Consider the following 14,134-nt stretch of genomic DNA (forward strand, 5'->3'; position numbering starts at 1 on the left):
CCGTGCGAAGCCTGGGCCGATGAGCGTTCGGGTTGAGTTGTTTGACATTCGGGACGCGAACCGCATGCGCGAAGCGATGACGATTCGTTTTGCCGTCTTCGTGGACGAACAAGGCGTGCCGGAGAACGAAGAAATCGACGCACACGATCGTACCGATGCCGCCGCGTTGCACGCGTTGGCGTACGACGGCACGCTGCCGGTGGCCACCGGACGCTTCTTTCTGCGTCAGGACCGGGCCGCGCAGATCGGGCGCATGGCGGTGATGCCCGACGCTCGCGGGAGCGGCGTGGGGCGGATGGTACTGGACGCCCTCATGGCCGAGGCGCGTGGGCGCGGCATCGCGCGCGCCGTACTCTTCGCCCAAACCCACGCTCTCGCGTTCTACGAGCGCGCGGGATTCACGGCCTACGGCGAGCCGTTTCTCGATGCGGGCATCGCGCACGTCGCGATGGAGCGGGCGCTCTAACGCTATTCGGCCATCATTGCGGCTGCCGCGGCTGCGGCCGCCGCCTCGCGCTTGGGCGAACGCATGAAGAGCACGAGCGGAATCGCGATCAGGAAGACGACTGCGCAGAACTGGAACAGGTAGTTGTAGGCAATCATGGTGGCTTGTTGCGCCACGAGTTGCGTGAGCGTAGCGATCGAAACGCCGTGCGTCTGCGTCACGCCGGAGGCGAGTTCGTTCCATGCGATCGCCGTATGCCGTTCGAGAAGCGTCGTGAGAATCGCGATGCCGAAACTTCCGCCGAGTTGACGGACGAGCGAATAGATGCCGGTCGCGTTCGCCATCTCCGCCATCGGAATGACGCCGAGCGAAACCGTGGAGAGCGGTACGAACAGGAACCCGAGCCCAAGCCCTTGGACCACGCGCGGCCAGAAGATGTTCCAGTAATCGGCTTGCGTCGTTAGGCCGCCGAGCCACCACGTCGAGAGCGCGAACATCAGGAAACCGAACGCGATCAGCGCTCGCGGGTCCATGCGGTTGACGAGCCTCCCGGCAACCAGCATGCTGATCGCCGTCGCTCCAGCGCCCGGCATCAGCGCCAGCCCCGTATCGAACGCGGTGAACCCAAGCGTCTCCTGCATGAAGAGCGGCAGAATCAGCGCGGTTCCGTAGAGCCCAAATCCGCTGATGACGCCCAGAATGTTTCCGATCGTGTACGAAAGATATCGAAAGACCCGCAGGTCGACCAGCGGTTCCTTATCGCGCAGAACCTTCAACACGAAGATGGTGAGCGTGATGACCGACGTGATCGTGAGGATCGTGATGGTTGAAGAATTGAACCAGTCGTCGTGCTGGCCTCGTTCCAGCACGTATTGCAGCGATGCCAGGCCCGCAGTCATGAGCCCGAGCCCGGTCCAATCGATGCCGCTCTTGGGCTTTTCGATGTACGACGGATTCGGAATGAAAGCGAGCGTCATCACGACCGCGAGAATCCCGATCGGTACGTTGATGAAGAAGATCAGCGGCCAGCTCGCGTTGTCGACGAGGTAGCCGCCGAGCGTCGGACCGACCGCCGGCCCGACCATCGCGCCTAAGCCGAAGATCGCCATGGCGGCGCCGCGCTTCGCCGCCGGATACGTCTCGAAAAGAATCGCCTGCGCCGTCGGTTGGAGCGCACCGCCGCCGAAGCCTTGCAGCACGCGATAGAAGACGAGTTGCCAAATACTCGTGGCGGTCCCGCACAGCAACGAAGCGATCGTGAAAATCGCCAGGGATGCAGCATAGAAGCGCTTGCGCCCAAGGTACGCCGTGAGCCACCCGTTGAGCGGCATGACGATGACGTTCGCGAGGATGTAGCCGGTTGCAACCCAGGAGACTTCGTCGGTCGATGCGCCAAGATTGCCCGCGATCGTGCCGAGCGCAACGTTCACGATGGTCGTATCGATAATCGCCATGATGACGCCGAGCATCACCGTGATGGTAATGAGCATCTCGCGCGTGGAGCCGGGCGCCGCCGCATTCGTCGAACGGCGTGCCGAGGAGTCGTTTAAGGCTGCCTGCATTTTCGATTATTTAACCGGCTAACTATCTACGCGGTTGCACCCAAAATGCCTGTCGCTCCGCCGATGCGCAGAAGTTGTCCGCAGTGCAGGCTGGTGCACTCCAGGCGTGCAATCGCCGCACGAGATGCAAGCATTACGATACGACCGCATCGGCGAGCCGGCCGAGGTTCTCTCCGCAGTCGAGGTACCGAAACCCGAGCCCGGCGCGGGCGAAGTGCGCCTGCGCGTGGTGCGCTCGCCGATCCACAACCACGACCTCTCGACGATTCGTGGAACCTACGGCGTGAAACCGCCGCTCCCGGCGACCGGCGGGACCGAGGCTTTGGGTCGCGTCGACGCGGTGGGCGCCGGCGTGACGTTGCCGATCGGCGCGCGCGTCTCCGCCATGGTCCAAGGAGCGTGGGCGGAGTACCTGATCGCGCCGGCGTCGCAATGCGTGCCGATGCCCGAAGCGCTCGACGACGACGTCGCATCGCAGTTGATGGCCATGCCGCTCTCCGCGTTGATACTGCTCGACGATTTGCGCGTCGAACCGGGGGCGTGGATCGTGCAGAACGCGGCGAACGGAGCCGTCGGGCGCATCCTCATGCGGTTGGCGCAGGCGCGCGGTATCAACGTTATCAATCTCGTGCGCCGGGAGAGCTCGGCCGATGCGTTACGGGCCTTCGGTGCCAAGCACGTCGTGGTAACCGAGGGGAATGACTGGGCCGCCGAGGTTCGGGCCATCGCCGGCGACCAGCCGGTCGCGCGCGTGATCGATTCGGTGACGGGGCCGCAGTCGATCGAGCTTCAGCGGATTCTTGGGCGGCGCGGCGAGTATGTCATATTCGGTGGCCTTGCCGCTGCCGCGATGCGATTGGATCCGGGCTTGATGATCTTCAACGAAACCGTGGTGCGCGGATTCTGGATGACGGCCTGGATGTCGCGCGCCTCGCAGCAAGAGCGCGCCGCGGCCGTACAGCAGATCTTTAGCCTCGCCCTTACGAACAATTTACCGTTGCCGGTGAGCGCGGTCTTTTCGCTCTCGGACGGCAAGGCCGCAGTGCTTGCAGCCGAGCAGCCGGGGCGTCCCGGGAAGGTTTTATTCGCGCCATAAGGCGGCGACGCCGCCGGCTACCTATGGTATGATCCGGGCACATTTTTCAACGATACCCCTGAGGACACCATGGGCGGCCTAGGCAATCATCCATCCCACCCTTACGCGATTCAGACCTTCGCATTCTTTGCGTCCCTGTTGATCCCGGGGAGCGCCTTTGCGTTGCTGTTCGGCGCTTGGTGGGAAGCGCGCCGGCGCAAGCGGCCGCGCAAGGCCGGTACGGCCGTCCCCGCGAGCGCCATCGGGTCTCGCTTCCTCACCCAGGGCGACTAACACCCGCGGCGCAACGCGCGCGGCTTTCCCATCGGCGCGAGGTATTTCCGATATCTCCGCCGATATCGATGCAACAGTTCGCTTGCTATTGTTATGTGGAAAGAGACGATGTGAACGGTTGCCGTCGAGTTTTTGCGGTCGCACTGCTGCTTTTGGCCTTTGGCGTTACGAAAGCGGGTGGTTCCGCGCAGACGCTTTCGGATGCGACGTTCTCGTCTCTGCATTTTCGCAACATCGGTCCGCTCTCCGGACGCATCGATACCGTTAGCGGCGTCGTCGGCGATCCTACGGTGTACTATGCCGGCGGTTTAGGGGGCCTCTTTAAATCCGCCGACGGAGGCGTCACGTGGAACTCCGTCTTCAACGGCAAACCGGTCAGTTCGATCGGCGCGGTCGCCGTCGCCCCATCGGACGCGAACGTCGTGTACGTCGGCACCGGCGAATCGAATCTTCGCAACGATGTGGCGTTTGGTGACGGCGTCTGGCGCAGCGGCGACGCGGGCAAGACGTGGTCGCATGCCGGGCTAGCGAATACCGGTCACATCGGCGCGATTGCGGTGGACCCGCATAATCCCAACCGCGCGTTCGTCGCCGCGCTCGGTAACGTGTACAAGCCGAGCGAAGATCGCGGTGTCTATCGCACGCTCGACGGCGGTAAGACCTGGACGAAGGTGCTCTACACCGACGATCGCACCGGCGCGTCGAGTATCGCGATCGATCCCACCGATCCGAACGTCATCTTCGCGGGTATGTGGGAAGGCTGGCGCAATCCGTATCATCTGAATAGCGGCGGCCCGAGCGACGGCATCTACGAATCGACCGACGGCGGCGATCATTGGACGCGCCTGCAAGGGCACGGACTGCCGGCTTCGGTGATGGGGCGAATCGCAATTGCCTTTGCACCCAGCGATCCGCAACGCGTCTACGCATTGATCGAATCGTCGCAAGGAACGCTCTGGCGCAGCGACGACCGCGGCCTGACGTGGAAGATGGTCAACGCTTCGCACGGGATCGATCAGCGCCCGTTCTACTTCACGTCGCTCGCCGTCGACCCGAAGAATAAAGAACGCGTCTATTTTATGTCGGTGCAGATGTGGCGCAGCACCGACGGCGGCATCAAGGCGAGCAAGCTCAAGCGCACCCGCGGCGGTGATTACCACCAACTGTGGATCGATCCCACGAATGCCTCTCGCATGATTGCGGCCAATGACGGGGGCGCCGAAGTGAGCTACGACGCGGGTACGACGTGGCTCAACGCTTCGATGGCGGTAGCGCAGTCGTACCACGTCGACACCGACGATCGCATCCCGTACACGATCTGTTCCGAAGATCAGGATTCGGGCAGCGCATGCGGCCCGAGTAATAGTCTCACAAGCGGCGGAATATCGCCCGATGCGTTTTTCGGTGCGGGTGGCGGCGAGAGCGGATGGATCGTCATCGATCGAGCCGACCCAAATCTGATTTACGGCGATGGATACCAGGGGTCGGTAACCCAATACGACCGTCGTACCACGCAATCGCGCGCGATCGACGTGTGGCCCGAAGATGCCATGGGCTGGCCTGCTGCGCCGCTCAAATATCGCTTCCAGTGGACCTCGCCGCTGGCGATGTCGCCACAGCATCCGCATCGGCTCTATATGGGCGCCGACCGGATCTTCCAAACCGACGACGGCGGCGCTACGTGGCACGCCATCAGCCCGGATCTGACGCGCAACGACCGCGCGCGCCAGGGCATCTCCGGCACGCCGATCACGCCGGATAACACCAGCGTCGAATACTACGATGTCGTGTTCTCGATCGCGCCGTCGCCGCTGCGCGACGGAACGATTTGGGCGGGAACCGACGACGGCCGGGTCTGGCTCACGCGCGACGGCGGCGGGAACTGGAAAAACGTTACCCCGGCCGCCCTCAACGACGCTCCGGGTGCGCGGTGGTTGCGAGTCGACTATGTCGCGCCTTCGCCGTTCGCAGCGGGCACCGCTTATCTCGTGGCGGACGGTCACAAGTGGGGGGATCGCGCGCCGCACCTGTTCGTGACGCGCGACGACGGCCGCACGTGGAGCAGCATCGTGTCCAATCTTCCGACCGATGCATACGCGCGCATGATCCGTCCCGATCCGATTCGTCGCGGCCTCCTCTACGTCGGTACCGAAACGGGCCTCTACTACTCGCTCGACGACGGCGCGCATTGGAGCGCGTTCGCCAATCATCTCCCGGTCGTGCCCGTTTACGACTTCACGGTTCAGAAGCGGTTCGACGACTTGGTCGTCGGCACGCACGGGCGCGGGATCTGGATTCTCGACGATCTTCACCCGTTGCAGGAGCTCGACGCAAAGGTACTCGCGCAGCCGTTGCACCTCTTCACGCTGCGAACCGCCTACCGATATCACCTCCACGGCGCTTACTCCGTCTCGCAATTTACCGGAAGCAATCCGCCGTACGGTGCCGATATCAACTTTTCGTTGAAGACGATGCCGGCTAAAGGTACTTCGGTGCGAGTCCAGGTTCTCGACGGCGCGCGCGTCATTCGCACGATCGCGGTCAAGAAGCCGCGCGCCGGCGTCAATCGCGTGTGGTGGAATCTGCGTTACGACGCCATCAAGCCGGTGAAAGGCTTCGTGCCGTGGGCGAAGGGCGGCTTCGACGGCCCCCGCGTCCTCCCCGGTACCTACACGGTGCGCGTTACCAGCGGGGCGGCCTCGGCGAGTGGCCCGCTTCGCGTTGCGATGGACCCGCGCGTCCACGTAAGCATGCAAGCGCTACGCGAACAGCAGGCATTCTTGCTGCGCGTACGCGCCGACTTGAGCCGGATGACGGTTTCCATCGACCGCTTGGGTGCCGTTAAGGCCAAAGGCGGGCCGAAGGCAGCCAAAGCAGACGCCTTGTTGCATCGCCTGTACAACCCGGAAGTCACCCAGGCGGAGGACGCCCTTCGATACCCCGAGCAGGTCTACGGGCAGCTCAGCTTCCTGGCTTCCTCGGTAGCGTCCGCGGATGCCGCGCCAACCCAAGCGGAGACCCAGGTTCTCCACGTCCTGGAAGGACAGGCCAACGCCCTCATGGTGGAAGCCGATGCGCTGATGCATCCTTGACGCTCGGCGGCGGGTGGTGTTAGACTACTCTCCTATGCCCTGCGGCGAATAGCCACACTATAAGAAGAAGGGCGAGTCGTGACCGGCCAGCCGGGTCGCGCTCGTTCTCTTTTCGTGCGTTTACGGCTCATGGGCAAAGCGCGCTTCCCCTCCACCAAGGTTTGAGAGATATAAAGAATGGCGAAAACGACGGCTCCGAAGTCCCCTGCGAAGAGCTCCGCAGGTGCGAAGGGCAAGTCGAAACGCGCGGCCGCTCCGAGTGCATCGAACGGTTCGTCGGCAATGAACATGTTCCCGATGCCGACCGGCGCGTTTACGATCGAGCAACCGCCGGATCCGGGCCCCAAGCGAAGTCGGTATACGTTCGCGAAGATTTCCGACGTGCTCGAGGTCCCCAACCTCATCGAGTTGCAAAAAGCCAGTTTCGATTGGTTTAAGAACGACGGCCTGGGCGATGCCTTTGCGTCGATCTCACCCATCAAGGATTTTACCGGCAACCTGATCCTCGAGTTCGGCGAGCACTCGCTCGGCGAACCCAAGTATTCGATTGAAGAGTGCCGCGAGCGCGACATGACGTACAGCGCGCCGCTGCGCGTGCGCGTCCGCCTCATCACCGCCGAATCCGGCGAGATCAAAGGCATTCCGGACCAGGAAATCTTCATGGGCGATTTCCCGCTGATGACGGACAAAGGGACGTTCATGATCAACGGCGCGGAGCGCGTGATCGTGAGCCAGCTGGTCCGCTCGCCGGGCGTCTATTACAGCCAGGATTCCGACACCAACTCGCGCCCGACGTACAACGCGACGATCATTCCGAACCGCGGCGCGTGGATCGAGTTCGAGACCGACAACGGCACCAAGAACGACGAAACCGAAGGCACGATCGGCGTACGCATCGACAAAAATCGCAAGATTTACGTCTCGACGTTCATCCGCGCCCTTTCGCGCCCGGATCTCGGCTACGATTGGGAGAGCGACGAAGCGATCCTGGCGCTCTTCGACGGGTCGCCCTTGGTCCAGAACTCCATCGATAAAGACAAGGACATCAAAACCCGCGAGGACGCGCTCAAGGAGATCTACAAAAAGCTGCGTCCGGGAGAGCCCGAGAACGCCGAAAACGCAGAGAAGCTGCTCGAATCGCTCTTCTTCGACGAGAAGCGGTACGATTTGGCCGGCGTCGGGCGTTATAAGCTCAATGGCAAGTTCCACTACCGGATGGAGAATCCGGATGTGGACGAGCGCTTAAACCAGCCCACGATTGCCATCAACGAATACCACGGGCTCGAAGAGCCGACGATCGCCACGCGTTGCCTGATGCGCAGCGACATGATCGCGGTGATTCGCCGGCTGATCAAAGTCGCCACCGGCGTCATCGCTAAGGACGACATCGATCACCTCGGCAACCGTCGCGTGCGGTCGGTCGGCGAACTGCTCCAGAATCAGTTCCGCGTCGGCCTGTTGCGCTTGGAGCGCGTCGTTCGCGAGCGCATGACGGTGCAAGACATCGAAACGGTCACGCCGCAGGCGCTGATCAACATCCGCCCGGTCGTCGCCGCGATCAAAGAGTTCTTTGGCTCCTCGCAACTCTCGCAGTTCATGGACCAAACCAACTCTCTGGCCGAGCTCACCCACAAACGCCGGCTCTCGGCGCTTGGACCGGGTGGTCTTTCGCGCGAACGCGCCGGCTTCGAAGTCCGCGACGTGCATCACTCGCACTACGGACGCATCTGCCCGATCGAGACGCCGGAAGGCCCGAACATCGGGCTGATCGGCTCGCTCGCGACCTTCGGGCGCGTCAATCGCTTCGGCTTCATCGAGACGCCGTACCGCGTGGTAGAGAACGGCATCGTCACCGACGAGATCGTGTATCTCACGGCGGATCGGGAAGACGAATACATCATCGCTCAGGCGAACACGCCGCTCGATCCCAAGGGAAAGATCGAGTCGGATTCGGTCGTCTGTCGTTACGCCGAAGAGTACATCGAGGAACCTGCAGCGCGCGTTCAGTTAATGGACGTGTCGCCCAAGCAGATCGTCTCGATCGCGACGGCGCTCATTCCGTTCCTCGAGCATGACGACGCAAACCGTGCCCTCATGGGTGCGAACATGCAGCGTCAGGCCGTGCCGCTGCTTCGGCCCGATGCGCCGATCGTCGGTACCGGGATGGAGTATCGTGCGGCAAAGGACTCAGGTTCGCTCATCGTCTCCGACGTCGCGGGCGTGGTCACCAACGTGGATGCAAAGGGCATCACGCTCAAGATCGAAGACGGTACCGAAAGGCACTTCGATCTGCTCAAGTTCGTGCGCAGCAACGCCGGCACGTGCATCAACCAGCGCCCGATCGTCGCCTTGGGCGAAAAGATCGCCGCCGGCCAGGTGCTCGCCGACGGACCGTCGTCGCAAGACGGCGAGCTGGCCCTCGGCCAGAACGTGCTCGTCGCGTTCATGCCGTGGGAAGGGTACAATTACGAAGACGCGATCTTGATCAGCGAACGCATGGTCAAAGAAGATCGCTTCACCTCGATTCACATCGAGGAGTACGAGTGCGAAGCGCGCGATACGAAGCTCGGGCCCGAAGAGATCACGCGCGATATCCCCAACGTCGGCGAAGATGCGCTCAAGGATCTCGACGAGCGCGGCATCATTCGCATCGGTGCGGAAGTGCGTCCGGAAGACATCCTGGTCGGTAAGGTAACGCCGAAAGGCGAGACCGAGCTTACCGCCGAGGAACGTCTCCTGCGCGCCATCTTCGGCGAGAAGTCGCGTGAAGTTCGCGACACCTCGCTCAAAGTACCGCACGGCGAAAAAGGCAAGATCATCGACGTCAAGGTGTTCTCGCGCGAAAACGGCGACGAACTCTCGCCGGGCGTGAACCATCTGGTACGCGTCTACGTCGCGCAGAAACGCAAGATTCTGCAGGGCGATAAGATGGCCGGGCGCCACGGTAACAAGGGCGTAATCGCCAAGGTCCTGCCCGAAGAAGATATGCCGTACATGGAAGACGGCTCGCCCGTGGATATCGTGCTCAATCCGCTCGGCGTCCCCTCGCGTATGAACCTCGGTCAGATCATGGAAACGCATCTCGGTTGGGCCGCTCGCATGCTTGGGCTGCAAGTCGCAACCCCGGTCTTCGACGGCGCGCACTCCGAAGATATCGCCGAGTGGCTGCAAGACGCCGGATTACCGTCCGACGGCAAAACGTGGCTGCGCGACGGTCGCACGGGCGATCGTTTCAGCCGCCCGATCACGGTCGGCATGATCTACATGCTCAAGCTCGCGCATTTGGTCGACGACAAGATCCACGCGCGTTCTACGGGCCCGTACTCGATGATCACGCAGCAACCGCTCGGTGGTAAGGCCCAATTCGGCGGCCAGCGCTTCGGCGAAATGGAAGTCTGGGCGCTCGAAGCCTACGGTGCGGCGTACACGCTACAGGAACTCTTGACCGTGAAATCCGACGATGTCGTCGGACGCGTCAAGACGTACGAAGCCATCGTGAAGGGCGAGAACGTCATGGAACCCGGCGTTCCGGAATCGTTCAAGGTCCTCATCAAGGAGCTGCAGTCGCTAGCGCTCGACGTCAAGGTGCTCACCGAGAATCGCGAAGAGGTCGACATCAAGATCTCCGACGACGATATGGGCGAGCGCGAGCGCCAGGAGATCGGTCTGCTCATGGGTGACGACCAGCCGGTCGTCTCGCAAACGGCGGTCGCCGCCAGCGAGGCAGTTGCCGAAGCCGTCGCCGAGGGCGCGTTGGAAGGCGCCATCGCGGAGCCCGAAGAGGAAGAGGAAGAGGAAGAGATCGACGACAGCAAGCCGCTGGACGCGATCGCTCCGCTCCCCACGGCCCCTCCGGTGCGCGAACTCGAAACCGACGAAGTGTTCGAAGTAGAAAAAGACGCTGCCGAGGACGACGTTCCTGAAGGCGTCCAAGGCTACGAACTCGAGGAAGAAGAGGACGAGGTCTACGAAGCCGACCGCGACACGTTCGAGGAAGACGAAGAGACGCCGTTCAACGAAGGCAACACGACCGAAGAAGACTTCTAGTCTTCCCAGAGCGGATGCAAATGCAAAAAGGTCCGGCGATTTCGCCGGACCTTTTGCGTTGCTGCAAGAAGTCGCGCGCATGGAGATTCGTCTTGCGCATGCCCAAGATCGATCGGCGATCCTGGCCCTCACCGGTCGCTTTGCCGAGTTCGAGTTGCCTTCGTGGCGAACGCCAGACGAGGTCAATGCGGGGACGCGACGCCAAGTCGAGCGGGCACTCGCTCAAGTCTCGGATAGGTCGCAAGTTTTGGTCGCTACCGAAGCCGGGCGAGTCGTCGGCTTTGCATGGATGCTCGTGATTCAGGATTTCTATCGCGGTACCGATATGGCGAAGCTCTCGGAGATCGCGGTCGCCGAAGATGGACGCGGGATCGGCTCGGCGCTCATCGCTGCGGCGGAGGAGTGGGCGCGCGAGCGTGGCCTGGGCATGCTCGTGCTCAACGTGATGAATGGGAATCTCCGCGCTCGCCGTCTATACGAACGCTCCGGTTTTGCGGCGGAGTATAGCATGATGGCAAAGCCGCTATAGGCCAAAGAGCGTCATAAAGGCTCATACGCCTCGGCAGGCGCGCAGCCTACGGTAGTGAAGAAGAAAGGGTGCTCGGATTGCGGGAACCCGGTGCGATTCATCCGCGAAAGACGGCCATCTATGTGGCGGTTTTTCTGTTATTGTGGCCGCTGGCCAACTACCTGGCCTGGCATACGGCCCTCGTTCCGGGCATCGGATCCTGGTCGATCGACGCCGCGCTCGACGTATTGCTTTTTCTCATGCTTGGCTGGCGATGGTCGCCGCTGATTGCGGTTGCGATAGCTCTGCGAATCGCGATAGGGAACGCGCCGGGTATCTCGCTAGCCGGTCAGATCGTAGAGCCGGCGATCGCCGGAGCCGGTTACGGTATAGCCACGTGTTGGTTGCTCCAGCGCATGCGCGTTCGGTTTCCGCTCGCAAGCCTGCGCGAAGTGGCCCTGTTCAGCGGGTTGCTCGTCCTAGCGGCACCCATCGTGATCAATCTCGTCGAAATGCTCGTCGCGGTCGCTTTTCACGACCTCACGTGGGAACGTGCGTTGATTCATTACGTGCGGTTCTTCTCAGGCGACGCCGTCGCGATCATCGTCATCGTGCCCGCCGTTACCGCCTTCGCGGACTGGAATGCCATGCGGACGTCGCTGTTGACGCGGCGCCCCCACGCGGGGCGCGAGCTCGTGCTCGCATCGATTACGACGGCGATCGTGGTGTGCGCCGCCTTTGTGATTCGTCCCGTTGTGGGAACCCCCGCACTAGAACTCGCCTTCGTGCCGCTGGCGGTCTTAGCGATCCGGTTCGGCATGGGCGGAGCGATCGTGGGCATCGTCGTCACCGATATATCCTCGACGGTGCTGCACTTTGCGTTTAATACGACGAACCTGGATAACACCGAATATCAGATGTTCTTGCTCGCGTCCGCGCTGATGTCGCTCTTATTGGGGGCGGTATCTGCGGAGCGCGACGCGTTGACGGTACGTTTAGAGCGGCGCGCGTTCGTGGACGAACTCACGGGCCTCCCGAATCGCGAGCCGCTGATCGAATGGATCGAGCGGCATTCGGACGCTTCGCTCATCCTGGTCATTCTCGATATCGACGATATGCGGCTGCTGAACGAGGGAGTGGGCCGCGTCAACGCCGACCGCGTGCTTGCAGACCTTGCCGTCCGGTTGCGCACGGGACTGCCGACGTCGTACTACGTAGCGCGATTGAGCGCCGACGAGTTCGCGGTCGCACTGGTGGACGATCGTAGCCCCCACGCGCTGCTGGCCGAGCTACGCGGATTCTTCGAGGCGCCGTTCGATGTCGAGGGATCGCGCATCTTCGTCTCGGCCTCGATCGGAGCGGTTCGCATGGTGCGATTTAGCTCTGCCGACGACGTGCTACGCAAGGCCGATCTGGCACTGCACCATGCGAAACGCACGCCTACTCGCGGCGTCGTTTACTCTCCGGAATTACAGGCCGGCGCCGCACCTTCACTCGTCGGCGAACTGCATCGCGCGGTCGAGCGCGACGAGTTCGTGCTGTTTTTCCAACCGATTTTTGCCTACGACAAAGAAGCGCAGTTTTGGCGCGTGGCCGGAGCCGAGGCGCTCCTGCGGTGGGCTCATCCCGAACGTGGCATCGTCACGCCGGACAGTTTCATCGACATGCTCGAGCGGTTGGCGATTAGCGAACGTGTGGGCTGGAACGTCGTGGATCGGAGCCTCGCTCAGGCGGCGATATGGCGCGCGACTGTCCCGGACTTCAAAGTGTGGGTCAATCTTTTTGGAAGACAAGCCGTCGACCGGGATTGTTCCCGGCGCATCGGCGAGGCCATTTTGCGCGCCGGCCTTCCGAGCGACGTGCTCGTCGTCGAAATCTCGGAGCGACTCGTTGCCAGTGACGAACGCGAGGTTGCGGCGCTCGTGCAATCCTTGCGGCGCATCGGGGTGATGACCGCGATCGACGACTTCGGTACCGGCGGATCGACGTTTGGGCGCGTCAGCGACGTCCCGGCCGAAATTCTGAAAATCGATCGGACCTTCGTCAACCGCAGCGAGGTCGACGCCAAGGCAAAAGCGGTGGCTACCACGATCGTTCGATTGGCCTCGGAACTCGGTATGACCGTCCTTGCCGAAGGCGTCGAGAACGCCATGCAAGTCGAGGCGATGCTCGACATCGGCTGCTACTTGGCCCAGGGCTATGCCCTGGGCCATCCGCTTCCGGCCGATCTGTTTACTCGGACGGTACTCGACGTGAGCATCGCGATCTAGCTGCCCGCGAAGACGCGGTACGCTCCAAGCTTTCCATCACTATCGACCCGGACCACGACGTTTAGGCTACCCTTATCGAAGTTCGCGCGGTAGGTGTATTCGTTCTTCGCCGGATCGCCGGCGACGTACGTGAGCCCTTTGTAGGCGCCGAGCGCGTGCATTTTATCCGAGAGCATCCCGACTTCGCCGCGCGAGACCTGGGATTGGAGCGGCCCATCGAGTTGGGCGGCCACGCTCTGCGCGTCGTTATTGTAGACGTCCTTCGTCACGCTATCCGCCGCGCGTGCGGCGGTGCCGGAAGCCGCCATCGCGCCGCACGCCGGGAGCGCCGCCAATAAGGCGACCGAGAGCCAGCGGCGCAGCGACATTAGATCGTTCCCCATCCGTACGACGTCATGGCGACTTGCCGGACGCCGCGACCCTTGGGATTGGGTACCTGCGAGACGCGCGTGTCCGCGAAGGAGCGATGGACGTTGAGTGCGGCGAGTTGATGGCGTTGTTGGCCGATCACCTCGTGCTGGTAGGCGATCTCTTTCTTGAGTTCGCCGTTAACCGCGACTTCTTGGTCGTATGCGTGCTGCTCCTGACTGTATGCCGCATAGGCGTTGTTACGCTGTTGCGAAAGAGCCGCTTGCTGACGGTCGTACTGCGCGTACTTTTCGTGGACTTTCCGATTATGTTGAATGATGAGGTAGGTTGCGGCCGCGCCCCCTAGCAAAAGGATGTTTCTCGTACTGGCCGCTCCGTTAGCGCTTGCCGGCTGGACCGGAGCCACGACCGCGAGAACGGCGAACAGTAGCGCTCCGGCCATCGAGCGTCGAACGATCTTGAGCATAGAAAA

At 62.3% G+C, this 14,134-nt stretch carries 10 protein-coding genes; 7 read left to right on the forward strand and 3 right to left on the reverse strand.

Annotation, left to right across the window (positions count from 1 at the left end; all coding sequences use genetic code 11):
• A partial coding sequence (locus VMW12_06845) for a GNAT family N-acetyltransferase (protein HUZ49441.1) occupies positions 1-466 on the forward strand: 466 nt, incomplete at its 5' end.
• Positions 467-468: 2 nt separating this feature from the next.
• Here VMW12_06845 and VMW12_06850 read toward each other — a convergent pair.
• Entirely contained in the window at positions 469-2,007 is a 1,539-nt protein-coding gene (locus VMW12_06850; protein ID HUZ49442.1) for a DHA2 family efflux MFS transporter permease subunit, read from the reverse strand.
• A 106-nt stretch (positions 2,008-2,113) separates the two neighbouring features.
• Here VMW12_06850 and VMW12_06855 point away from each other — a divergent pair, with 106 nt between their 5' ends.
• The 6 genes from VMW12_06855 (at position 2,114) to VMW12_06880 (ending at position 13,293) form a co-directional block, all read left to right on the forward strand.
• A complete protein-coding gene (locus VMW12_06855; protein ID HUZ49443.1) occupies positions 2,114-3,103 on the forward strand; it encodes a zinc-binding dehydrogenase in 990 nt (329 codons plus the stop codon).
• A gap of 69 nt (positions 3,104-3,172) precedes the next feature.
• Positions 3,173-3,376, forward strand: coding sequence for a hypothetical protein (locus VMW12_06860; GenBank protein ID HUZ49444.1), 204 nt, complete (start codon positions 3,173-3,175; stop codon positions 3,374-3,376).
• Between the two features lie 110 nt (positions 3,377-3,486).
• On the forward strand, positions 3,487-6,468 hold the full coding sequence (locus VMW12_06865; GenBank protein ID HUZ49445.1) for a hypothetical protein: 2,982 nt from the start codon (positions 3,487-3,489) through the stop codon (positions 6,466-6,468).
• 288 nt (positions 6,469-6,756) lie between these two features.
• A complete protein-coding gene (gene rpoB / locus VMW12_06870) occupies positions 6,757-10,515 on the forward strand; it encodes a DNA-directed RNA polymerase subunit beta (protein ID HUZ49446.1) in 3,759 nt (1,252 codons plus the stop codon).
• 79 nt (positions 10,516-10,594) lie between these two features.
• Positions 10,595-11,044, forward strand: coding sequence for a GNAT family N-acetyltransferase (locus VMW12_06875; GenBank protein ID HUZ49447.1), 450 nt, complete (start codon positions 10,595-10,597; stop codon positions 11,042-11,044).
• Positions 11,045-11,112: 68 nt separating this feature from the next.
• On the forward strand, positions 11,113-13,293 hold the full coding sequence (locus VMW12_06880) for an EAL domain-containing protein (GenBank protein ID HUZ49448.1): 2,181 nt from the start codon (positions 11,113-11,115) through the stop codon (positions 13,291-13,293).
• Here the strand turns inward: VMW12_06880 and VMW12_06885 are convergent.
• Together VMW12_06885 and VMW12_06890 are read right to left on the reverse strand one after the other, a co-directional pair.
• Positions 13,290-13,661, reverse strand: a complete 372-nt coding sequence (locus VMW12_06885; GenBank protein HUZ49449.1) for a hypothetical protein — start codon at positions 13,659-13,661, stop codon at positions 13,290-13,292. The two genes, VMW12_06880 and VMW12_06885, sit on opposite strands and share 4 nt — an antisense overlap.
• Complete coding sequence (locus VMW12_06890) at positions 13,661-14,128, reverse strand: hypothetical protein (protein ID HUZ49450.1); 468 nt, start codon at positions 14,126-14,128, stop codon at positions 13,661-13,663. Before VMW12_06890 ends, VMW12_06885 begins: the two co-directional genes overlap by 1 nt.
• Positions 14,129-14,134 lie beyond the last annotated feature (6 nt).

The sequence above is a fragment of the Candidatus Dormiibacterota bacterium genome, from assembly GCA_035532835.1.
Taxonomy (GTDB): Bacteria; Vulcanimicrobiota; Vulcanimicrobiia; order Vulcanimicrobiales; family Vulcanimicrobiaceae; genus DAHUXY01.

Bases quoted from the DNA above. Each gene is read 5' to 3' on its own strand.
- VMW12_06885 (HUZ49449.1), bottom strand. From the start codon at position 13,661: ATGTCGCTGCGCCGCTGGCTCTCGGTCGCCTTATTGGCGGCGCTCCCG.
- rpoB (HUZ49446.1), top strand. From the start codon at position 6,757: ATGTTCCCGATGCCGACCGGCGCGTTTACGATCGAGCAACCGCCGGAT.
- VMW12_06890 (HUZ49450.1), bottom strand. From the start codon at position 14,128: ATGCTCAAGATCGTTCGACGCTCGATGGCCGGAGCGCTACTGTTCGCC.
- VMW12_06850 (HUZ49442.1), bottom strand. From the start codon at position 2,007: ATGCAGGCAGCCTTAAACGACTCCTCGGCACGCCGTTCGACGAATGCG.
- VMW12_06860 (HUZ49444.1), top strand. From the start codon at position 3,173: ATGGGCGGCCTAGGCAATCATCCATCCCACCCTTACGCGATTCAGACC.
- VMW12_06875 (HUZ49447.1), top strand. From the start codon at position 10,595: ATGGAGATTCGTCTTGCGCATGCCCAAGATCGATCGGCGATCCTGGCC.